Source organism: Pontivivens insulae, assembly GCF_900302495.1.
Classification (GTDB): Bacteria; Pseudomonadota; Alphaproteobacteria; order Rhodobacterales; family Rhodobacteraceae; genus Pontivivens; species Pontivivens insulae.
Genome location: NZ_OMKW01000003.1, coordinates 56331 through 77185, shown reverse-complemented (window position 1 = coordinate 77185; position 20855 = coordinate 56331). Strand labels below are relative to the sequence as shown.

Below are 20855 nucleotides of genomic sequence, written 5' to 3'. Positions count from 1 at the left end.
GGGGAGCCGATATGCGCCTTTGGTTAGCTATGATCAGCATTTTTGCGCTCGCAGCCTGTGAGGGCCAGAACGTCGCACCGGTTCCGGCGTCCTTGCAAAATGCAGCCAGCGCCCCCGTTGTCGAGGCGCCTTCGCCTGTCACCGGGCGAACGGTTGGATCGACATTGGTGGAGCCCGCTACGGGGGAGACCGGTCGCTGGGTCGCCATGGCTGATATTGGCCGTCCGGTGCAGGGTTGGATCACCGATCAGGAAACCGGACGCAGCGCGCAGGTAGAACTGCGCCCGCTCGAACAAGGTGCGATTGACCTGATCTCACTCGACGCACTTCGCGCATTGGGGATCGATCAGGCCCGGCTCGTGGTGCTCGACGTCTACTATGATTTGTCGAGCCTCTGAGGGCACCTCCGATCGGGAACATGTTGCCGATCTGCCATGATTGATCGCTCAGTGTGGCTGATTTCCGTACTATTTGGCCATTGTTGCGCGCTCAGGGCTTTACCTGTGCGTCAGGACAGAGATGATCTGCACCGCGTTGGAGAGCCCTATCCGACGTGTGACAGAAATATCTTGGGACAAACGCATGATTCTCTATGGCCGCGATATGTCACCTTTTGCCCGCCGTGTGGCAATCTGGTGTGCCTTGCAGGACCGCCCCATTGAACGACGGCAGCTGTTGGTGTCGGGTCCGGAGTGGGACGAAATCAAGAAAGTGAACCCGATGGGCCGCGTGCCCGCGCTGGTGCTCGACGACGGCGATGTGCTGGTCGAGACATCGGCCATCTTCGACTATCTCGAAGAGACAGCACCCGAGGGCAAGAACCTGATCCCCGCTGCGGGGCTGGAACGCCGCAAGGCGCTGCAGGATATGGCCTACGCGACAGCAACGGCTGAGAAGATTGTGGCCCTCGTCTATGACAAGGTGCGCCGGCCCGAAAGCTACCACTATCCCGCGTGGATCGAGCGTCTGGAAGGGCAGATCATCTCTGGCCTGGTAGAGATGGACGGCCGTGTGCCCGCTGAGGGATGGATGAGTGGGCAGGACGGGCCCGGTGGCGCGGACATCGCGACCATCTGCGCGTTCGAGATGGCGGCCATCGTCTTCCCTGATCTCGATGCAGGACCGCTGCCAGGTCTGATGCGCCTGACGATCGCGGCTCAGGCGATTGCGTGCTTTCCTGAAACACGGCCCAATCCGTGACGGGTGTGCTGACCCGCCGCCGCTTTGGCGGGTTGGCGGCGGCGGCGGCCTTGGCCACCCCGACACTGCTGCGCGCGCAGGGCCTGACAACGCTGACCTTGCCCGAGCCGTTGCCCGACGGCGTAGAGTGCGATTTTCTGGCGCTGTCGCTGGCTGACGGCCAGCGCTGGCAGTTGGAGGGCAGTCGTACCGACCGCCGCGTCGCGCCTTATTCGACCTTCAAGATCCCGCACACGTTGATCGGACTGCGCGAAGGCGCGATCACCGGACTTGATCACATGCGCAGCCGCAATCCAGATCACGACCGCGCGCGCCCCGGCTGGCCCGAGAGTTGGCTGGAGGATCACGATCTTGCCAGCGCGTTTCAGAACTCCGTCATATGGTATTTCACCCAAATCAGCCGGGAAGTGCCGCGCAGCGCCTATCGCCGCGCGATGCGTGATTTCGACTATGGAAATGCCGATGCGGGCTTTGCCAACAATCGGTTCTGGATCGACGGAACGTTGCAATTGTCGCTGACCGAACAGCTCGCCTTTCTCGCGCGGCTGACGGCGGGCTATCTCGACGTGCCGGAAGAACATCTGGCGATCCTTGATGAGATCAGCGTGGATGGACAGGTCGCAGGGCGACCGTTGCACGGCAAAACCGGTCTTGGCGAGCGGTTTCGCGGCGGCGGGGCCGGGGGCTGGTATGTTGGCTGGGCTGGCGCACGACCCGCCCCGCTGGTCTTTGCGCTCTATTGTGAAGGGCCGGATTTTGACAGTATCCGTGACCTAAGGCGCTCAACGGCTCTATCACTGGTCGAGCAGGCGCTCTCAGAATGATCGAAACGCAACGCCTGATCCTCGACCGGCACGGCTCCGACGATCTGGAGCATATTCATGCCACCTGGTGCGATCCGCTGGTGGTTGAGAATATCTCCCTCAAGCCATGCACGCTGAGCGAGGCACGGGCGCGTTTGCTGCGCTATGCCGGGCAATGGGCGCTCGACGGATGGGGCTTTTTCGCGGTTCGCGACCGAAACTCCGGCACCTATCTGGGCGAGGTCGGGTTCCTGAACGGCTATCGCGACATCGAACCGCGCATGGACAATGGGGCGGAGATGGGCTGGGTCATGGCCCCGGCGGGCAGGGGCAACGGGATCGCGTATGAGGCGGTCTCTGCTGCGCTCGGCTGGGCAGATCACAACATCCCGCGTGAGATGTTCAGCGCGATGATCCTCGCTGACAATGAACCCTCGCAAAAACTGGCGCGGTCGGTCGGCTTCACGTTTTCCCATGTCGCCACGGCGCAAGGTGTAACGATCGACATCCTGACCCGCCCACGGCGCGCGGATTAGAATGGACGCCGCCACGCATCTGAACATATGTTCAGATCGCGTCACTATTCGGAGAAGCCGGACATGAGCCTTGCAGACACTCTTGTTAAGCCGCTCGTCCAGCGCACCGGTACATGGCAAGAGCGACGGGCCGCGTTTCGGTGGCCGGAACCTGAGCGCTATAATATCGCCGAGGAGACATGCGAGCGCTGGGCGCGGGTCGCGCCGGATCGGATCGCGCTGACCTATCTGCGTCCCGACAACGAAGTGCGCGCCTACAGCTATATTCAGCTCAGCCGGGCATCCTCACGCCTGGCGAACGCATTTGCCGCGCGCGGTGTCCGGCGGGGGGACCGAGTGGCGGTTCTTCTGCCCCAAACGCCGGAGACGATCCTGACCCACCTCGCCGCCTACAAGCTGGGAGCGATTGTCGTGCCGCTCTTCACCCTGTTCGGGGAGGACGGGCTCGCCTATCGGTTGGGCAATGCAGGGGCAAAGGTCGTCGTAACGGACCGCGCGAACTTGCCCAAGATCGCGGCGATCCGTGACAAGCTGCCAGAGCTTGATTTCATCTATTCGATTGATGAGCGGGAGGCAGGCTCCTATGGGTTCTGGCAGGAGCTTGGCAAGGCGGCGGATGCTTGCACGGTGGCAGCGACCGGGCCGGATGATCCGGCCTTTATCTCCTACACTTCCGGCACGACTGGTCCGCCCAAGGGCGCGCTCCATGCGCACCGCGTCCTGATGGGGCATCTGCCCGGCGTCGAAACCCATCACGAGGGCCTGCCGCAGCCCGGCGATACCCTCTGGACACCGGCGGATTGGGCATGGATGGGCGGGCTGACCAATGTGATGTTGCCTGCGTTGGCCTATGGCGTGCCGCTGCTGGCACACCGCATGGCGAAGTTTGATCCCGATCACGCCTTCTGGCTTATGCAGCAAATGAGCGTGCGCAATGTCTTCCTGCCGCCCACAGCACTCAAGCTGATGCGTCAGAGCAGCGGCTGGGCGGACCTCCGTTCCGTCGGCAGCGGTGGCGAGGCGCTGGGCGCCGATCTGCTAGATTGGGGTCGTGCCCGTCTGGGGACGACCATCAATGAGTTCTATGGCCAGACCGAGTGCAACCTAGTGCTCGGCAATATGGCGTCGCTTGACGCGCCCCGTCCCGGCTCGACCGGTCGTGCGGTGCCCGGCAGCGATGTCGCCATTGTAGATGCACAAGGGCAGGAGGTTCCGCGCGGTGACGAGGGAGAGATTGCGGTGCGCCGTGGTGATCGCGCGATGTTCCTTGAATATTGGCAAAACCCGGCCAAGACAGATGAGAAATTTGTCGGAGAGTGGATGCTAACCGGCGATATCGCGCGCATGGATGAGGATGGGTTCGTCTTTTTCTCCGCCCGCACCGATGACGTGATCACGTCGAGCGGGTATCGCATCGGTCCGTCAGAGATTGAGGACTGCCTGAACGGGGATCCGGACGTCACCATGGCCGGCGTGATCGGTGTGCCCGATGCCGTGCGGACCGAGGCTGTGCGCGCCTACGTTGTTCTGCGCGACGGGGCAGAGGCGGCGGGGAAGGCGGACAGCCTGAAATCCCGTGTGCGTGAGCGTATCAGCCCCCATGTCGCGCCGCGCGATATTGTCTTTGTCGATGACCTCCCAATGACGGCGACGGGGAAGATCTTGCGCCGCGATCTGCGCCAGAAGGCTCATGAGGACGGGTAGGTGCTGTTTACGCTCCTGATCGCATTCGCTGCATTGTTCGTCACCTTTGCGTTGACGGCCTCTTGCCTCTACTGGATCGGATCGGTGTTGCCATCGGCTGCGACCGCGACACCCGCCACCGTGGTTGTTCTGGGCGGTGGTGTGCGCTCTGGCCGGTTGACCCCCCTGGGACGCGCGCGTGTGCAGGCCGGCGTTAGAGCAGCCGGCGCAGACCGAAATATCCTGTTCACTGGCGGATTGAGCGACAGCCGGGCCGAGGCAGAGGTGATGGCGCCTTTCGCAGTTGAACTCGGCCTGCTACCGGATCGGATCAAAACGGAAGGCCACAGCCGCACGACCCTGCAAAATGCACTGTTCACATTCGATGCCTTGGGCGGTGGTCCGATCATCCTGGCCTCGGACAGATTTCACCTTGCCCGTGCTGCAATCCTGTTTCGCTGGGCCGGGTTTCAGATTGTCGGCTTTGCCCCCAGCGCGCATCGCAGTGAACCGGTCGCGCATCTGTGGCAGATCATGCGCGAAGCACTATCCTTGTGGCTCAACCTCGCGCGGATGCTGCTCTGGCACGGTGCCGCGCTCATCGGCGCATCGCGCGCTCAAAGAATAAAGTGGCTGACCTAAATTCAAGGTCGGCAATGACAAAGGCAGGACAGGCTTATGGATCCGGTTTTGGTATTTGCCCTCATCGGGCTGCTTGGCATTGGATCCCAATGGCTTGCATGGCGCTTTCAGCTGCCTGCGATCGTCTTGATGCTGGCCGCCGGCCTGATTGCCGGGCCTGCACTGGGCATTCTCGATCCCAAGGCCACGTTCGGAGATCTGTTCAAACCCATTGTCGCGGTCGCAGTGGCGGTGATCCTGTTTGAGGGGGGGCTGACGCTCAACTTCCGCTCCCTGCGGGATGCGGGTCCGGCGGTGATGCGCCTTGTCGTTGTGGGTGCACCGCTGGGGTGGATCGCCTCAACGCTTGCCGTGCATTTTGGGGCCGGGTTGAGCTGGGAGACCTCGCTCGTCTTTGGTGGGATCATGATCGTGACCGGTCCCACGGTCATCGCGCCCCTGCTGCGGCAGGCGCGATTGGCTGCACGCCCTGCGTCGATCCTGAAATGGGAAAGCATCGTCAACGACCCTATAGGGGCTTTGGCCGCTGTGCTGGCCTACGAGCTGATCGTGGCGCTCAACACCACGACGACCTTCGCACAGGCCGCCTGGCATTTCGGGTCCGGCCTCGCGGTCGCATCTGTGCTGGGCTATGTTGGCGGTGCTGCCATCGCCTGGGCTTTCGCGCGGGGTAAGGTTCCGGAATATATGAAAGTTCCGGTCCTCTTCGGCTCGGTCCTGCTGATCTATGCCGCCTCCGACTATGTTCTGCACGAAAGCGGTCTTCTGGCTGTGACGGTGATGGGGATCTACCTGGCCAACGCGCACCTGCCCTCTCTGACAGAGATTCGGCGGTTTAAGGAGCACGCGACCGTCATTCTGGTTTCGGGTGTGTTTGTGCTTCTTGCAGCGTCCCTGACGATGGCTGATTTCGCGAATCTCAGTTGGCGCACCGTCTTCTTCGTTTTGTCAGTCGTGCTGCTGGCGCGCCCGCTGACGGTCTTCATCGCGTTGATCGGGACGGGCCTTCCTTTCCGCGAAAAGCTGATGGTGGCCTGGATTGGCCCGCGCGGTATCGTGCTGGTCGCGGTGTCGGGACTGTTTGGCACCCAGCTTGCTGAGCTTGGCATTGAAGACGGGCAGGGGCTGACCGCAATTTCGTTTGCCTTGGTGGCGGGCACGGTGATCCTGCACGGGTTCTCAATGGCGCCATTGGCCAAGCTTTTGGGCCTGACCTCCGCCAACACGCCGGGTCTTTTGATCGTTGGCGGCTCGCGCTGGGCAACCAACCTAGCCGCCGTGCTCGAAAAGGCAGAGGTTCCCGTCCTGATTGCTGATCGCAACTGGTTCCGCCTGCGCACAGCGCGCAGTTCAGGGATCGACGTTTTTCATGGGGAAATCCTGTCAGAGGTGGCAGAGCATACGCTGGATCTCAACAAATTCGGCCTGATCCTCGCAGCGACCGACAACGACGCTTACAATGCGCTGATCGGCACGGATCTGGGGCCGGAATTCGGGCGCAATCAGGTGTTTCAGGTCGGCCGTCATGACGAGATGGAGGGTAAGACCGCATTGCCCGTCACGCTGGGCGGTCGGCCTTTCGGACCCGGAACATCCTATTCCGATCTGTCCGAAGCAGTAACACAAGGGGCGTCCTTCCGCCTGACGCGACTGACAGAGGCCTATGATCTGTCGGACTATCGTGCCCAACACCCGGATGCGATCATCTTCGGACATCTGGGGGATGGCGGGCTGACGCTTCTGGGCGATGCGGTGCCGGACACCCTGCCCGAGGGGACACGTCTGCTCGTCCTGTCACACAAGTCCGATCGGGGGGAGGGCGCGGCAGAGTCGGTCGCCTGACCCGGCAAGGTTCGACGCGCTGCGATCAGGTGATCAGGCGCAACGCATCTTTCTGTGCAAAGGGCTTCATCGCCTCGCCATGCGCCGCGACAAAGGCGTGCACCCGCTCTGGATCGTGGCGTGAGAGTGTCCGCAACCACCACGAAACTGCTTTTTGCATGAACCATTCGGGGTCTGTGGTGTAATGCGCGGCCCAGCCGAGCGCCTGCTCGCGCCGTGCAGCTTCCTCTGGTGACGGGTTGCGTCCCTTTGCCCAAGGCAGCGTGAAGACGAGCGTGGCGCGCCGCATCCACATATTCTCTGCCTCGGCCCAGTCTGCCAGTTCGTCAAATCGGGTCAGATCCGCCGCGATCCGCCGTTCGGCCGCCTTGGCGACGGCATCGGCAATGGCCCAGCTGTCGAACTCCAGCGCAAACTGTTTGATAGCATCCCAGACGGGGGCGTCATCAGGCTTGATCCGCGCCTGCACCAAGACCTTTCCTGCCGCGATGCGGGCCTCGAATATATTGCTGTCCCAAAGCCCGATTGCCAATGCGACGCGGCCATCACGGTCCAGGCCCTCGCGCCAACGACGGCACATCGCCTCCACATCACCATTGGCCAAGCCCAGATAGGGCCGGTCGGCCTTGTGATAGGCAGCCATTTCTTCTGCACGGGCGGAATCTCCCGCCGCGCGCAGTTCTTCGATCGCTGTTGCAGAGGTCGTCACTGCGGTTGGCGCGACAACAGCACCTGATCCACTGAACCGTCTTCATTATAGCGCAGACCGCGCAGGCGGCTGCCCTCAAAACTATAGACGACACTGCGCCCGCTGCGATGGGCGACGACGAGATCACCGGCACTATTGATCCGCGCCGGGCCACGATGGCTTACCGCACGCAGATCGCCAAACGGTGCCGTCGTGTCGATGATCACGGCAGAGCCGTCCTGAAACACCTCCGTCACCCACAATTCGTGACACTGGCCGCCGTTCCACGCGCTGTCGCCCCAAACGCCCAGATAGGCATTCCAGTTCGCAGGCAGACCCTCTTTAGGTGCCTGGACCTCATTGCGGCCATAGGCATCGTCATAGATGTCAACGGTATAGCAGCCGTTCCGCACCAACGAGCCTGCCGGCAACAACGACACTTGCGGCGCACAACCGGCAACCACACCCAGCAGCGCCACGGCTGCAGCAATTTTCAATCTCATGCCCGGGTTCCTTCCCAAATACCTCAACAATATGCCCGTTTTCCGGGTCTCTATTTTGGAGAGCTTACTCCACCGTAACCGACTTGGCGAGATTGCGTGGCTGATCGACATCCGTCCCTTTTGTCACAGCGGTATGATAGGCGATCAACTGCGCCGGAATGGCATAGACGATGGGGGCCAACAGTGGGTCGAGCGTCGGCATTTTCAGCACGCGTGCCGTGCCATCTTGCGCGATTCGCGCGCCTTCCTCGTCGGTGACCAACAGTACCTGACCGCCACGGGCCATCACCTCCTGCATGTTGCTGACCAGCTTTTCGAACAGTGCATCGCGCGGTGCGAAAACGATGACAGGTACGTGCTCGTCGATCAGGGCGATGGGGCCGTGTTTCAGCTCCCCTGACGCATAGCCTTCGGCGTGGATATAGCTGATCTCCTTCAGCTTCAGCGCGCCCTCCAGGGCCAGCGGATACATCGGGCCTCGGCCCAGGAACAGAATGTCCCGCGCAGACGAAAGCCAATGCGCAATGTCGCGCACCTCGTCCTCGGCAGTCATCGCGTCCTGAATGAGCCGCGGCAGGGAGTAGAGCTGCCGCACGATCCGTGCTTCGTCCTCGGCACTGAGCGTGCCGCGCTGGCGTCCGGCGCTGACCGCCAGTTTCAACAGGGTCAGCAGCTGGCACGTAAAGGCCTTGGTCGAGGCAACGCCGATCTCCGGACCGGCATGGATTGGCAGGATCACATCCGAGGCGCGCCCGATGGAGCTTTCGGTCGTGTTCAAAACCCCAATGATCTGCCCGGCCTTGCCCTTGCAGTATTCAAGTGCGGCCAGCGTATCCGCCGTCTCCCCCGATTGAGAGACGAAGAGCGCCGCATCCCCCGCCTGCACCGGCGGCTCGCGATAGCGAAACTCCGAGGCGACATCGATTTCCACTGGAATGCGCGCCAATTGCTCGAACCAGTATTTGGCGACATGGCAGGCATAAAAGGCGGTGCCGCAGGCAACCATCACCAACCGGGTCGTGGCGCTGAAGTCCACTTCGCTGGCCGGACCCTCAACCCTGGTCCGGTCCGCATTGGTCGAGCGCAGGACAAGATCCGACAGAATCTCCGCCTGTTCATGGATTTCCTTGGCCATGAAATGCTTATGGCGACCGCGCTCAGCCACCACGTTGTCGAGCTGCACAACCTTTTCAGGCCGTTGAACCGCAGCACCCGACGTGTCGAAGATCTCGGCACCGTCCCGCGTGACAACAACATGGTCGCCATCATCCAGATAGGTGATGTTGCGCGTCAGCGGGCCCAGTGCCATCGCGTCCGAGCCGACGAACATCTCTCCATCCCCACGGCCAACAGCCAAGGGGGAACCTTTGCGTGCGGCAACCATCAAGTCTTCTTCCCCTTCGAAGAGGAAGCACAGTGCAAATGCGCCGTCGAGTTTTGCCAGCGTCGCCCGTGCCGCCTCAACCGGGGACAGTCCCTGTTCCATCTGGTAGGCGCAGATCATCGCGACCGTCTCGGTATCCGTCTCGGTCACGAAGGTCTTGCCCGCATCCGCAAGTTCCGCGCGCAGTTCTTTGAAGTTCTCGATGATCCCGTTGTGCACCACTGCGACGGGGCCGGATTGATGCGGGTGTGCATTGTTCACGGTCGGCTTGCCATGGGTGGCCCAACGCGTGTGACCTATGCCGATCCGTCCCTTGATCGGGTTATCGACCAGCAGGTCAGCCAGGGCGCCCAACTTGCCGACAGCGCGTCGACGGTCGAGCTTGCCTTCATGCACCGTCGCGATCCCCGCACTGTCATAACCGCGATATTCAAGACGGCGCAGCGCCTCGACCATCAGCGGAGCGGCGGCGTGATTGCCAAGAATGCCGATAATACCACACATCAGCGTTTCTCCTTCATCGCCTTGAGCCGCGCGACCATGCGCGCGCCAAGGCCGGTCTTGTTCACTTGCCGCGCACGCGCAATCGCCAGATCGCCGGGGCCGACATCGCTTGTCACGACAGAGCCGGAGGCGACATAACCGCCCTGGGCAATCGAAACGGGTGCCACGAGGGCCGAGTTCGAGCCGATAAAGGCACCCGCGCCAATATCCGTGTGATGCTTGAACACACCGTCGTAATTGCAGGTAATTGTACCCGCGCCGATATTGGCCTTCTCACCCACCCGTGCGTCGCCGATATAGGTCAGGTGATTGACCTTCGCGCCGGGTTCGACGACGGCGTTCTTGATCTCACAGAAGTTGCCGACACGCGCGCCCTCCTGCAACTCGGCACCCGGACGCAGACGCGCATAGGGGCCGATCTGAGCGCCCCGCGCGACGTGGCAATCCTCCAGATGGGAAAAGGCCCGGATCTCCGCACCGTTTTCCACCGTCACCCCCGGTCCGAACACCACATGCGGGCCGACAACTGTGTCTGGCCCAATATGGGTATCAAAACTGAAATAGGTCGTGTCGGGCGATTGCAGCGTGACGCCATTGTCCATCATCGCCGCACGCATGCCAGACTGAAACACGGTCTCCGCCGCGGCCATATCACGGCGGGAGTTCACGCCCAGCGTCTCCGCCTCGTCGCAGGTCACAGCGGCACAGCGCAGCGCACGTCCCCGCGCAATCTCGACAATATCGGTGAGGTAGTACTCACCCTTTGCATTCTTGTTGTCGACCGCCTCGATCAGCTCAAAAAGCGTCGCCCGATCCGCGCAGATCACACCCGAATTGCACAAGGTGATGGCGAGTTCCTCGGGCGTTGCCTCCTTTGCCTCCACGATGGCCTCTAACCCGTCCGGTCCGGTCTTGAGCCTGCCATAGCTGCCCGGATCGGCCGCCTCAAAGCCCAGCACCACAACGTCTGCGCCAGCGCGCCGTTCGTCGAGCATCGCGCGCAACGTGTCCGGCGCAATAAACGGCGTATCACCATAGAGGACGACGGCATCGCCCTCGAACTCCGCAAGCGCCGCGCTGGCCTGTGCAACCGCGTGCGCAGTGCCCAACTGCTCTTCCTGAGTGGCAATGGAGATTTCCTCGCGCCAATCGCGTGCCGCCGCAGCGACCTGCGCGCCCCCATGACCCGTGACCACGACGATCCGGGCCGGGTCGATCCCGTCGCCCGATCGCAACGCGTGGACAAGAAGTGAGGCGCCTGCCACCTCATGCAGAACCTTGGGCAGGTCCGATTTCATGCGCGATCCCTGACCGGCGGCCAGCACGATGAGAGCTGTGTTCATTTTTATTGGCTCCTGTTCGACGCGGGCCTTATATCAACCTTGCGCGGGGGCCGGAACCACCGGGCGATCAGCAATTCCTTCAATCGGTGACAGAGCCGGTTCAATTTCAGGAGCCTGCCCATGCGCACCGCCGTCTTCGATCTCGACGGAACTCTCGCCGACACGTCCGCCGATCTGATTGCGGCGGCGAATGCCTGTTTCGAGGGGAGGGGCCTGGGCAAGCCCCTTGATCCGGTGGCCGATGCGCTGACCGCTTTCGCGGGAGGGCGCGCGATGCTGCGTCTCGGCGTGGAGCGGTTGGGCGTCGATGACGTCCTCATTGATGAGGAATACCAGACGCTGCTCACTCACTATGCTGGTTGCATCGATGACCAAACGGTCCTCTATCCCGGCGTGGAGGCCTGCCTCGACCGTCTCACTGCGCAGGGCTGGATCCTCGCGGTGTGCACCAACAAGCCTGAAGGGCTGGCCGAAACGTTGCTGGGGCGTCTGGGCATTCGGGATCGCTTTGCCTCCATGCTGGGGGCGGACACGCTGCCGGTCCGAAAGCCCGATCCTGAACACCTTTTCGAGACGGTGCGACGTGCAGGCGGTGATCCCGCTCGTTGTGTGCTGATGGGCGACACGATCACGGATCGCAAGACCGCCGCGAATGCAAAGGCGCCTTGCGTGCTGGTCGGCTTCGGCCCGCTCGGCCCCGATATTGCAGAGCTTGCGCCGGATGCGATCCTCGATCACTACGATGATCTGCCCGCGCTGCTGGAGCGTCTGCTGCCCTGACGATTTGCGCTTGACGATCTGCGGGCAAGACGCGATACCCGCGTCCGACCCGGGACGTTAGCTCAGTTGGTAGAGCACAGTGTTCACATCGCTGGGGTCACTGGTTCGAATCCAGTACGTCCCACCATTTTCCTTCAGCGTTGCACCAAATGTGCCCTTGCTCGTATCGGTGCGCGCGCATGACATGTCTCGCCGGGACGAGATGAGAGAAAGTCGGCAATTCGACGCGCCAAGTCGCGTTATCCGCTTGACCTCCTGCGCGGCGATTCATAAACACCCTTCACGCCCGGTTCGCCGGGTCACGAAGCGGCTGCGGTTGTAGCTCAGTTGGTTAGAGTGCCGGCCTGTCACGCCGGAGGTCGCGGGTTCGAGCCCCGTCAACCGCGCCACCGCTTCTCCCGGCCCGGGCAGGGCACCGCCCGAAAGGGTCTGCGCGGTTGTAGCTCAGTTGGTTAGAGTGCCGGCCTGTCACGCCGGAGGTCGCGGGTTCGAGCCCCGTCAACCGCGCCACTTTCTTCTCATGATGATATCTTGGCCCGCTGAGCGGCAACAGGCCCGTGGCGATCTTCGAGAACGGCTGTGTGTTCTTCATCCGCACGGACCATATCGGTCGCCCGGTCATGGCGACCGAGAGCATCGGCGGCACGGTCCATGTCGTATGGCAAGCCCGCTATCTGTCCTTCGGCGGTGTGGAGATCACTACCGGCGCAAACACCCAGACCGACATCCGTTTCCCCGGCCAGTGGTTCCAATCCGAACACGGGCTGCACCAGAACTGGATGCGGGACTACGACCCCGTTACCGGGCGCTACTTGCAGGCAGATCCGCTTGGACTCGTCGATGGTGCAAGCGTCTACGGATACGCACTACAAAACCCAATGAGCTATACCGACTTTCATGGACTGGAGGCGATGTCTTTCAGTAATTTTGGCAGCCAACTTGTAGGGTGGACATCTGAATTGAACGATTCCGGAGTTGGCGAGTTTTCAGCTGGCGTGAGTTCGTACTATAGAGGGCTCGCACGCTGTATGATGGGGGGATGCAGGGACCAACGAGTTGCTCAAGCATTTTCAGGCTTAGCAAACGAGCTAGAAGACAATCCGGCACTTCAGCAATGTCTTCGGCAACTAGTGATAGATGCTGCTCAAGAAAATGCCGCGACACTAGCCGGAAGACTCAGTGCCTCTGCTGCTACCAGCGCTGTGGTGACGGCAGCAAGCAGAAGGACAGGTAGCAAATGGGTTACTAGAGGTTCGGCAGTAACAGTCGGCCCAGCGAGTTCTACTGCGGCGGCGTTCGGAGACCTTAGCTACACTATAGAGAATCGTGGTGATCCAACGCCATCTGAGATGGCGCAGGCGATTTTGCTAGGCGGTATAGTAGCTCCAGAGCTAGCATGCGAATGCCTAGAGCATTTCTCGAACTGAATTGAGGATTTGGGTGCGTGAAGTTCATTAAGCAATTTATAATTGATTTTATATTTCACCTTATATTAATCATAGTGTTTTTTTTATTTGTATTTTTATTGTTTATTTTTTGGTAGGGTGTAATAGTTGACTCATTACGTGGGTGAAATTGCGAATTTTGTCATTCTATTTTTGTGTTGAATTTTCATTGCGCTCAAAGACAACAAAAGACGGTTTCACCCTCCTCTCAACCCTCTTGGGCCTATCGATCCTACTCACCATTGCCCTGCTGCAAACCCAAACCACCATACTGACCGCCCTCCGCCTCGCCACACACACCCACACCACCACCCGCGCCGAAGCACACCGCGTTGCCATAACTCTCGCCGCAGCACAAATCGCACAAGGCCGCGCGGCTAACAGATGCACCCCGCAAACGCTTCCCTTCGACGCGATGGGCCAAAGCTGTACCGCTGACCTGCGCAGCGCCGGCGGCCTGCTCCGCCTCAACACCGCTGGCGCTACCCTGCTGTCCCGTTCCTGCGTCGAAGGTGCCTAAGCTCAAGTGATCCCTACGCATTATAGTGTTATCGGCTGCCTGGCTTCTGCCGATAATCTGCTCATCTATTCCATGGCCCCTTCGTCAAGGTGACGGTTTCCACGGGGCAAGACCTCGTCTAGCCTCTCATCAATCACACCCGGAGGCCCTCATGACACTCACCGTATTTCTGGCCGTGATCCTGGCGGCAGCGCTGCATGCCTCCTGGAACGCGATGGTGAAGGGGGCGGCGGACAAGGATTTGACCATGGCCGCTGTCGTGATCGGCCATGCGCCCTTTGCACTGATCGCGATGGCGATTTCTCCGATGCCGGCGTTGGAGAGTTGGGGCTGGATCGCGCTGAGCACAGTGCTTCATCTGGGCTATCAGCTCTTCCTCCTGCGCTCTTATCGCACCGGCGATCTCACGCAGGTCTATCCGATTGCGCGCGGGGCGGCCCCGCTGATCGTGGCGCTCGTCTCTGTCGCCGCATTGGGTGAGACGCTGAGCCTCGGTCAGCAGATCGGCGTCATGCTGATCGGCTGCGGCGTGGCGAGTGTGGCCATCGGCGGCAAGGCGAGCCCGGATCGCATCTCTGCGGTCTATGCGCTGATCACCGCGTGCTTCATCGCTTCCTACAGCCTGTCGGATGGGATCGGCGCGCGGGCGGCTGGTACGGCACTCGGCTACTATGGCTGGTTGGGATTCCTGAACGCGATGGTCTTTGTCGTGTTCACCGCGCTGACCCGCCGACATCTGCTGGGCCAACTGGTCGGGCCGCGGCGCGGCCTGCTGCTCATCGGGGGCGGGGCCTCGTTCGTGGCTTATGCAATCGTGACATGGGCATTCACTCAAGCCCCCATCGCCTTGGTCACCGCCCTGCGCGAAACATCGATTCTCTTCGCGCTGGCCATCGGGGTGCTTATCCTGAACGAAAAACTCAACATTCGCAGGGTGATTTCGGCCTTTGTCACGCTTGCGGGCGCAATCTTGTTGCGTGTCTCTCGCGGCTGACAGGCCAGCCTGACGCCCGGCGCGACAGAACCGCCCGAACCGGCGAGATTCCGCCCGGCCAGCGTTGACCAACCGCATGCACGGGTCTACACAACGCACAAGTGACGCGGCCCCGCGCACTCTCTGCCGGGCCGTTCGGCCGAAGGGGAGTTCCGCCGGTGGACAATATGCTGACCGAATACCTGCCGATCCTTGTGTTTTTGGGTCTGGCAATCGTTCTTGGCTTGATTCTGATTTTTGCGGCGCTGATCGTCGCCGTCCGCAACCCGGATGCGGAAAAGGTCTCGGCCTACGAATGTGGCTTCAACGCCTTTGACGATGCGCGCATGAAGTTCGACGTGCGCTTCTATCTCGTCTCGATCCTGTTCATCATCTTCGACCTTGAGGTGGCATTCCTGTTCCCATGGGCGGCAAGCTTCCAATATCAGGGTGAGCTTGGGTTCTGGTCGATGATGGTCTTCCTCGGCGTTCTGACCGTCGGGTTTATCTATGAGTGGAAGAAAGGGGCCCTCGAATGGGAGTGAGCACCGCAGTCAACACCGCAGGCGGCGATCGCGAGCATGCGACGAAGCTTCTGTCCAACGAGTTGGCGGATAAGGGATTTCTGCTGACCTCCACCGATGACATCATCAACTGGGCGCGCACCGGCAGCTTGCACTGGATGACGTTTGGCTTGGCTTGCTGTGCCGTTGAGATGATGCACACGTCCATGCCGCGCTATGATCTGGAGCGGTTCGGCACAGCGCCGCGCGCCTCACCGCGTCAATCCGATCTGATGATCGTGGCAGGCACGTTGACCAACAAGATGGCCCCCGCGCTCCGGAAGGTTTACGATCAGATGCCAGAGCCGCGCTATGTGATCTCCATGGGATCCTGCGCGAATGGCGGTGGCTACTATCACTACAGCTATTCCGTCGTGCGCGGCTGCGATCGGATTGTCCCGGTCGATGTCTACGTACCCGGCTGCCCGCCGACGGCAGAGGCGCTGCTCTACGGTATCTTGCAGTTGCAGCGTAAGATGCGCCGCACCGGCACGATCACGCGATAAGAAGGTTCGATATGTCTGAGGCTCTGCGCGAAGTTGCTGAACTGATCGCCACGCGGCAGGATGAAGCCGTCCTGGCCACTGAGGTCGTGACCCATTCGGATCAGGCGGAACTGACCATCACGGTCGTTCCGTCCTCCGTCGCGAAGTTCGTGGCATTCCTGCGCGACGATCCGACCCTTCAGTTCCAGACGCTGGTGGACATCACCGCCGTTGACTATCCGGGTCGCGAAAAGCGGTTTGATCTCGTCTACCACTTCCTATCCATGCGCCAGAACATGCGCATTCGGGTGAAGGCGGGTGTGCGCGAAAAGGAAATCGTGCCCAGCGTGACGGGTGAGTTCCAGAACGCCGATTGGTTCGAGCGTGAGGTGTTCGACATGTTCGGCATCATGTTCTCGGGCCACCCGGATCTGCGCCGAATCCTCACCGATTACGGGTTCCGTGGCCATCCGCTGCGCAAGGATTTCCCGACGACCGGGTATACCGAAGTGCGGTATGATGAAGAGGTGAAGCGCGTGGTCTATGAGCCCGTCAGCCTCGTTCAAGACTATCGCACCTTTGATCTGATGAGCCCGTGGGAAGGGGCTGATTACATCCTTCCCGGGGATGAGAAAGCGCCCGACGCGGCCAAATAATCGCGTCTGGCCCGTGCAAATTTGGTGCACGGGTTGTGTACAGGTTGTGCACGCATTGTGCACACGCAGTTTTCGGGCTGAGGAGGTCTGAATGATGGACGGATCGAAATTCGACGATGCGCTCACCGGTGAGCAGCAGATCCGCAATTTCAACATCAACTTTGGTCCGCAGCACCCTGCGGCGCACGGCGTGTTGCGGATGGTTCTGGAACTCGACGGTGAGATCGTTGAGCGCTGTGACCCGCATATCGGCCTGCTGCATCGCGGCACTGAAAAGCTGATGGAGAGCCGCACCTATCTGCAAAACCTGCCCTATTTTGATCGGCTTGATTACGTCGCGCCGATGAACCAGGAACATGCGTGGTGTCTGGCCATTGAGAAGATGACCGGCACTGAAGTGCCGCGTCGCGGGCAGCTGATCCGGGTGCTTTATTGCGAAATTGGCCGTGTTCTCAATCATTTGCTCAACGTCACAACGCAGGCGATGGATGTCGGCGCGCTCACTCCTCTCGCCTTTGGCTTCGAAGAGCGTGAGAAGCTGATGATCTTTTACGAGCGGGCCTGTGGGGCACGGCTTCACGCGGCGTATTTCCGGCCCGGCGGCGTGCATCAGGATCTGCCGCAAGCACTGCTCGACGATATCTGGGCGTGGACCGAGACATTCCCAGCCGTACTCGATGATATCGAGGGCTTGCTGACCGAGAGCCGGATCTTCAAGCAGCGCAACGTCGATATCGCCATCGTAAGCCAGCAGGAGTGTTTTGACCTCGGCTTCTCCGGTGTGATGGTGCGCGGCTCTGGCATGGCGTGGGATCTGCGGCGCTCGCAACCCTATGAATGTTATGATGAAATGGACTTCCAGATCCCGGTGGGACAGAACGGTGATTGTTATGATCGCTATCTGATCCGCATGATCGAAATGCGCGAAAGCACCAAGATTATCCGCCAGTGTCTGGAAAAGCTGGAGCAGTGCAAGGGCACGCCGGTGCAGACCAAGGGCAAGATCGCGCCGCCGAACCGGGGCGAGATGAAGACCTCCATGGAAGCGCTGATCCACCACTTCAAACTCTACACCGAGGGCTTCCACGTGCCCGCAGGCGAGATCTACGCCGCCGTTGAGGCGCCCAAGGGCGAGTTCGGCGTCTACCTTGTGGCCGATGGCACCAACAAGCCTTACCGCGCGAAACTGCGTGCCCCCGGCTTTGCCCACCTCGAAGCCATGGACCACCTCTGCCGCGGCCACCAACTTGCTGATGTTTCAGCCATTCTCGGCTCGCTCGATATCGTGTTCGGCGAAGTCGACCGCTAAGGCTGATAAGGAAAAGATATGCTCCGCAGACTTCACAAAGAACAGCCCGAGAGCTTTGAGTTTACGCCCGCCAATCTTGAGTGGGCGCAGAAGCAGATCGCGAAATATCCTGAGGGCCGTCAGGCGTCGGCCATTATTCCGCTGCTCTGGCGTGCGCAGGAGCAGGAGGGTTGGCTCTCCCGTCTTGCGATTGAATATGTGTGCGACATGCTCGACATGGCGCATATCCGGGGAATCGAAGTGGCCACCTTCTACTTCATGTTTCAACTGCATCCGGTCGGATCGGTGGCACATGTACAGGTTTGTGGCACGACATCGTGCATGATTTGCGGTGCTGAAGACCTGATCGCAGTCTGTAAGGACAAGATCAACGCAAAGCCTTTCGCCACGTCTGAGGATGGCAAGCTGAGCTGGGAAGAAGTTGAGTGCCTCGGCGCGTGCTCGAATGCCCCTATGGCTCAGATTGGAAAGGATTATTACGAGGATCTGACCGAGGAGAGCTTCGGCAAAATCCTCGACGATCTAGCCGCTGGGAAGGTTCCGCAACCCGGCTCTCAAACCGGTCGTTTCGCCTCTGAGCCGCTATCCGGGCTGACCTCACTGACCGCTCACAACGGCACTGCGCATGAGACAAATGCATCAGTGACGCTTGCGACGGAAAAAGGTGATACAGTCGCGCGGATTACAGACGGATAATTCGGAGGACACCCCATGTCTCAGCAGAACACCTCATCAGATATGTACTTCCTGGCAGGCACGCTGGCCGTTGCCGCAGGTGCGGTCGCGACCGTAGCCTTCTGGGTTGTAGGGGGCGTTGGCAGCCTAGTTGGCGCGGTTTTTGGCGCTGCTGTGCTGCTCGTTTCGCTCGTGGTGCTGTGTTTGCTGTTGCCGACCCTTGCCAGCGGTGAAATGCGCGGCGCCGGCAACCTGCCGGTGGATGTGGACGCGAAGCGGGCCGAGGCGAACCGGGCCGGGCAGGCGCCAACTTCGGGCGCCGCGGTCGCGGCTGCTGCTCCCGCTGCTCCCGCGTCGGCCGTTGAGAAGCCTGCGCCTGTAGAGGCGCCCGCGCCCCGCGCCGCCGAGGAAGAGGTCGCGCCGGTGGCTGAGGCTGCGCCTGCACCGGTTGTGGAAGAGCCTGCACCGGCCGTCGACGCTGAAACCGTTGCCGAGATGTCTGACGCGGACCGCCCGGAGGCGCTGACTGAGGCACGTGAGGGTGGTGCGGATGATCTTAAGCGCATCAAAGGTGTTGGGCCAAAGATGGAGGCGCTTCTGAACTCCATGGGCTTCTATCATTTCGATCAGATCGCAGCCTGGACCGACCGTGAGGTCGCGTGGGTTGATGATAATCTGGAAGGGTTCAAGGGCCGCGTGACCCGCGACGAGTGGGTCGCGCAGGCCAAACAATTCGCCGCGGAGGACAACGCGGGGTGACACAAGGATCGCAGGATCGCGCGGCATCGCTGCGGCGGCAGACGCGGCAGGCAACTATCGCGATCGTGGCGGGGTTCATCACGTGGATGGGCCTTGCTGCTGCGGGGGGCTACTTCGGATGGCCCACGCGCTTCGCGATCCTGATTGATCTGGCGGCGCTGGCCTGTTTGGGCTGGGCGCTGTTCGTACTGATTAACATCCGGCGGGCGCGCCGCCGGGGAGAAGGGGACTGAGATGCTGACCGATCAGGATCGTATCTTCACCAATATCTACGGCATGGCCGACCGCTCGCTGAAAGGCGCGCAGGCGCGTGGTGCGTGGGATGGCACGGCGGACCTTATCAAAAAGGGCCGGGACTGGATCATTGACGAGGTCAAGGGTTCCGGTCTGCGGGGCCGCGGTGGTGCAGGCTTCCCCACCGGTCTCAAGTGGTCCTTCATGCCCAAGGAAAGCGACGGGCGACCATCGTATCTGGTGGTGAACGCGGACGAGTCCGAGCCGGGCACCTGTAAAGATCGTGAGATCATGCGGCACGATCCGCATCTCTTCATCGAAGGATGCCTCGTCGCGTCTTTCGCGATGAATGCACATGCCTGCTACATCTACATTCGTGGCGAGTATATCCGCGAGCGTGAGGCGCTTCAGGTTGCGATTGACGAAGCTTACGATGCCGGGCTGCTCGGCAAAAACGCGGCAGGCTCCGGCTGGGATTTCGATCTCTATCTGCATCACGGGGCAGGGGCCTATATCTGCGGTGAGGAGACCGCGCTGCTCGAAAGCCTTGAGGGCCGCAAGGGTATGCCGCGCCTAAAGCCGCCCTTCCCGGCGAATACGGGTCTCTATGGTGCACCGACAACGGTGAACAATGTTGAGTCCATTGCAGTCGTACCGACGATCCTGCGCCGCGGTGCGGGCTGGTTCTCCTCCTTCGGGCGGGAAAACAATGCGGGCACGAAGCTTTTCGCAATTTCCGGTCACGTCGAAAACCCCTGCGTGGTTGAAGAGGCCATGTCGATCCCGCTGCAGGAGCTGCTTGAGAAGCATTGCGGCGGCGTGCGCGGCGGCTGGAAGAACCTCAAGACCGTCATCCCAGGTGGCTCCTCCGTCCGCTGTCTGCCGCATACGGTTTGTGATGATGCGATCATGGATTTCGACTGGCTGCGCGGGCAGGGATCTGGCCTTGGCACGGCAGCCGTGATCGTGATGGATCAGTCCACTGACATCATCAAGGCGATCTGGCGCCTCTCGAAGTTCTACAAGCACGAGAGCTGCGGCCAGTGTACGCCGTGCCGTGAGGGTACGGGCTGGATGATGCGCGTGATGGACCGTCTGGTGACGGGCGATGCGGAACCCGAAGAGATCGACATGCTGCTCGACGTGACCAAGCAGGTCGAGGGCCACACGATATGCGCCCTTGGCGACGCGGCGGCCTGGCCAATCCAGGGCCTGATCCAGCATTACCGCGAAGAGATTGAGGACCGCATCAAAGCCAAGCGCACCGGGCGCATGGGCGCGATGGCGGCGGAGTAATTTGTCACGAAAGTGACTGCGCGCGGGCAGTT

22 protein-coding genes, 3 tRNA genes and 1 pseudogene are annotated in these 20855 nt (G+C 61.1%); 21 read left to right on the top strand and 5 right to left on the bottom strand.

The window, feature by feature from the left end:
- Positions 1-11 precede the first annotated feature (11 nt).
- The 7 genes from POI8812_RS10860 (at position 12) to POI8812_RS10830 (ending at position 6706) form a co-directional block, all read left to right on the top strand.
- Positions 12-398: a hypothetical protein gene (locus tag POI8812_RS10860; RefSeq protein WP_146186159.1), complete on the top strand. Its 387-nt coding sequence runs from the start codon at positions 12-14 to the stop codon at positions 396-398.
- A gap of 184 nt (positions 399-582) precedes the next feature.
- Entirely contained in the window at positions 583-1200 is a 618-nt protein-coding gene (locus POI8812_RS10855; protein ID WP_162844891.1) for a glutathione S-transferase family protein, read from the top strand.
- The gene (locus POI8812_RS10850) at positions 1197-2024 is read left to right on the top strand and encodes a penicillin-binding transpeptidase domain-containing protein (protein ID WP_108782623.1); all 828 of its coding nucleotides are present in this window, start codon (positions 1197-1199) and stop codon (positions 2022-2024) included. Before POI8812_RS10855 ends, POI8812_RS10850 begins: the two co-directional genes overlap by 4 nt.
- The gene (locus tag POI8812_RS10845) at positions 2021-2539 is read left to right on the top strand and encodes a GNAT family N-acetyltransferase (RefSeq protein ID WP_108782622.1); all 519 of its coding nucleotides are present in this window, start codon (positions 2021-2023) and stop codon (positions 2537-2539) included. The genes POI8812_RS10850 and POI8812_RS10845 overlap by 4 nt, the downstream gene beginning before the upstream one ends.
- A 63-nt stretch (positions 2540-2602) precedes the next feature.
- Positions 2603-4243: an AMP-binding protein gene (locus tag POI8812_RS10840; protein WP_108782621.1), complete on the top strand. Its 1641-nt coding sequence runs from the start codon at positions 2603-2605 to the stop codon at positions 4241-4243.
- Complete coding sequence (locus POI8812_RS10835) at positions 4244-4864, top strand: YdcF family protein (RefSeq protein WP_108782620.1); 621 nt, start codon at positions 4244-4246, stop codon at positions 4862-4864.
- 36 nt (positions 4865-4900) lie between these two features.
- Complete coding sequence (locus POI8812_RS10830; RefSeq protein WP_108782619.1) at positions 4901-6706, top strand: cation:proton antiporter; 1806 nt, start codon at positions 4901-4903, stop codon at positions 6704-6706.
- Positions 6707-6731: 25 nt separating this feature from the next.
- On the opposite strand, the gene POI8812_RS10825 is transcribed toward POI8812_RS10830, so the two are convergent.
- From POI8812_RS10825 to glmU, 4 genes are all read right to left on the bottom strand, one after another.
- Positions 6732-7415 (bottom strand): DNA alkylation repair protein, encoded by a 684-nt coding sequence (locus POI8812_RS10825; protein WP_245895371.1) that lies wholly within the window; start codon positions 7413-7415, stop codon positions 6732-6734.
- A complete protein-coding gene (locus POI8812_RS10820; RefSeq protein WP_108782618.1) occupies positions 7412-7897 on the bottom strand; it encodes a hypothetical protein in 486 nt (161 codons plus the stop codon). Before POI8812_RS10820 ends, POI8812_RS10825 begins: the two co-directional genes overlap by 4 nt.
- A gap of 64 nt (positions 7898-7961) precedes the next feature.
- Positions 7962-9785, bottom strand: a complete 1824-nt coding sequence (glmS, locus tag POI8812_RS10815; protein ID WP_108782617.1) for a glutamine--fructose-6-phosphate transaminase (isomerizing) — start codon at positions 9783-9785, stop codon at positions 7962-7964.
- Complete coding sequence (gene glmU, locus POI8812_RS10810; protein WP_108782616.1) at positions 9785-11128, bottom strand: bifunctional UDP-N-acetylglucosamine diphosphorylase/glucosamine-1-phosphate N-acetyltransferase GlmU; 1344 nt, start codon at positions 11126-11128, stop codon at positions 9785-9787. The genes glmS and glmU overlap by 1 nt, the downstream gene beginning before the upstream one ends.
- A 120-nt stretch (positions 11129-11248) precedes the next feature.
- Between glmU and POI8812_RS10805 the strand changes: the two genes are divergently transcribed.
- The 5 genes from POI8812_RS10805 (at position 11249) to POI8812_RS10785 (ending at position 13335) form a co-directional block, all read left to right on the top strand.
- The gene (locus POI8812_RS10805) at positions 11249-11908 is read left to right on the top strand and encodes an HAD-IA family hydrolase (protein WP_108782615.1); all 660 of its coding nucleotides are present in this window, start codon (positions 11249-11251) and stop codon (positions 11906-11908) included.
- A 51-nt stretch (positions 11909-11959) separates the two neighbouring features.
- Positions 11960-12035 (top strand) — tRNA-Val (locus tag POI8812_RS10800).
- Positions 12036-12220: 185 nt separating this feature from the next.
- Positions 12221-12297: transfer RNA gene (locus tag POI8812_RS10795), tRNA-Asp, on the top strand.
- A gap of 44 nt (positions 12298-12341) precedes the next feature.
- Positions 12342-12418 (top strand) — tRNA-Asp (locus tag POI8812_RS10790).
- A gap of 47 nt (positions 12419-12465) precedes the next feature.
- Positions 12466-13335: an RHS repeat domain-containing protein gene (locus POI8812_RS10785; RefSeq protein WP_108782614.1), complete on the top strand. Its 870-nt coding sequence runs from the start codon at positions 12466-12468 to the stop codon at positions 13333-13335.
- A gap of 250 nt (positions 13336-13585) precedes the next feature.
- Here POI8812_RS10785 and POI8812_RS10780 read toward each other — a convergent pair whose 3' ends face one another.
- Positions 13586-13879, bottom strand: coding sequence for a hypothetical protein (locus tag POI8812_RS10780; protein WP_146186158.1), 294 nt, complete (start codon positions 13877-13879; stop codon positions 13586-13588).
- Between the two features lie 145 nt (positions 13880-14024).
- Between POI8812_RS10780 and POI8812_RS10775 the strand changes: the two genes are divergently transcribed.
- The 9 genes and pseudogenes from POI8812_RS10775 to nuoF all read left to right on the top strand — a co-directional run bounded on the left by POI8812_RS10775 (position 14025) and on the right by nuoF (position 20823).
- Positions 14025-14867 (top strand): EamA family transporter, encoded by an 843-nt coding sequence (locus POI8812_RS10775; protein ID WP_108782612.1) that lies wholly within the window; start codon positions 14025-14027, stop codon positions 14865-14867.
- Between the two features lie 158 nt (positions 14868-15025).
- Complete coding sequence (locus tag POI8812_RS10770) at positions 15026-15391, top strand: NADH-quinone oxidoreductase subunit A (RefSeq protein ID WP_108782611.1); 366 nt, start codon at positions 15026-15028, stop codon at positions 15389-15391.
- Positions 15382-15915, top strand: a complete 534-nt coding sequence (locus POI8812_RS10765; RefSeq protein ID WP_108782610.1) for a NuoB/complex I 20 kDa subunit family protein — start codon at positions 15382-15384, stop codon at positions 15913-15915. Before POI8812_RS10770 ends, POI8812_RS10765 begins: the two co-directional genes overlap by 10 nt.
- A gap of 11 nt (positions 15916-15926) precedes the next feature.
- Positions 15927-16550 carry an NADH-quinone oxidoreductase subunit C gene (locus tag POI8812_RS10760; RefSeq protein ID WP_108782609.1) on the top strand — a complete coding sequence of 208 codons (624 nt, stop codon included), beginning with the start codon at positions 15927-15929 and terminating at the stop codon, positions 16548-16550.
- 94 nt (positions 16551-16644) lie between these two features.
- The gene (locus POI8812_RS10755) at positions 16645-17859 is read left to right on the top strand and encodes an NADH-quinone oxidoreductase subunit D (RefSeq protein ID WP_181377206.1); all 1215 of its coding nucleotides are present in this window, start codon (positions 16645-16647) and stop codon (positions 17857-17859) included.
- Between the two features lie 18 nt (positions 17860-17877).
- Positions 17878-18543, top strand: a pseudogene (gene nuoE / locus POI8812_RS10750) (NADH-quinone oxidoreductase subunit NuoE); the annotation flags it as partial.
- A 27-nt stretch (positions 18544-18570) separates the two neighbouring features.
- A complete protein-coding gene (locus tag POI8812_RS17895; RefSeq protein WP_306438847.1) occupies positions 18571-19293 on the top strand; it encodes a helix-hairpin-helix domain-containing protein in 723 nt (240 codons plus the stop codon).
- Positions 19290-19526, top strand: a complete 237-nt coding sequence (locus POI8812_RS10740) for a DUF5337 family protein (RefSeq protein WP_108782606.1) — start codon at positions 19290-19292, stop codon at positions 19524-19526. Before POI8812_RS17895 ends, POI8812_RS10740 begins: the two co-directional genes overlap by 4 nt.
- A 1-nt stretch (position 19527) precedes the next feature.
- On the top strand, positions 19528-20823 hold the full coding sequence (nuoF, locus tag POI8812_RS10735; RefSeq protein WP_108782605.1) for an NADH-quinone oxidoreductase subunit NuoF: 1296 nt from the start codon (positions 19528-19530) through the stop codon (positions 20821-20823).
- Positions 20824-20855 lie beyond the last annotated feature (32 nt).

Excerpts from the sequence above, each read along its gene's own strand:
- POI8812_RS10855 (WP_162844891.1), top strand. The coding sequence starts at position 583 with ATGATTCTCTATGGCCGCGATATGTCACCTTTTGCCCGCCGTGTGGCA.
- POI8812_RS10840 (WP_108782621.1), top strand. The coding sequence starts at position 2,603 with ATGAGCCTTGCAGACACTCTTGTTAAGCCGCTCGTCCAGCGCACCGGT.
- nuoF (WP_108782605.1), top strand. The coding sequence starts at position 19,528 with ATGCTGACCGATCAGGATCGTATCTTCACCAATATCTACGGCATGGCC.
- POI8812_RS10775 (WP_108782612.1), top strand. The coding sequence starts at position 14,025 with ATGACACTCACCGTATTTCTGGCCGTGATCCTGGCGGCAGCGCTGCAT.
- POI8812_RS10860 (WP_146186159.1), top strand. The coding sequence starts at position 12 with ATGCGCCTTTGGTTAGCTATGATCAGCATTTTTGCGCTCGCAGCCTGT.
- POI8812_RS10805 (WP_108782615.1), top strand. The coding sequence starts at position 11,249 with ATGCGCACCGCCGTCTTCGATCTCGACGGAACTCTCGCCGACACGTCC.
- POI8812_RS10755 (WP_181377206.1), top strand. The coding sequence starts at position 16,645 with ATGGACGGATCGAAATTCGACGATGCGCTCACCGGTGAGCAGCAGATC.
- POI8812_RS10820 (WP_108782618.1), bottom strand. The coding sequence starts at position 7,897 with ATGAGATTGAAAATTGCTGCAGCCGTGGCGCTGCTGGGTGTGGTTGCC.
- glmS (WP_108782617.1), bottom strand. The coding sequence starts at position 9,785 with ATGTGTGGTATTATCGGCATTCTTGGCAATCACGCCGCCGCTCCGCTG.
- POI8812_RS10830 (WP_108782619.1), top strand. The coding sequence starts at position 4,901 with ATGGATCCGGTTTTGGTATTTGCCCTCATCGGGCTGCTTGGCATTGGA.
- POI8812_RS17895 (WP_306438847.1), top strand. The coding sequence starts at position 18,571 with ATGTCTCAGCAGAACACCTCATCAGATATGTACTTCCTGGCAGGCACG.
- glmU (WP_108782616.1), bottom strand. The coding sequence starts at position 11,128 with ATGAACACAGCTCTCATCGTGCTGGCCGCCGGTCAGGGATCGCGCATG.
- POI8812_RS10845 (WP_108782622.1), top strand. The coding sequence starts at position 2,021 with ATGATCGAAACGCAACGCCTGATCCTCGACCGGCACGGCTCCGACGAT.
- POI8812_RS10765 (WP_108782610.1), top strand. The coding sequence starts at position 15,382 with ATGGGAGTGAGCACCGCAGTCAACACCGCAGGCGGCGATCGCGAGCAT.
- POI8812_RS10760 (WP_108782609.1), top strand. The coding sequence starts at position 15,927 with ATGTCTGAGGCTCTGCGCGAAGTTGCTGAACTGATCGCCACGCGGCAG.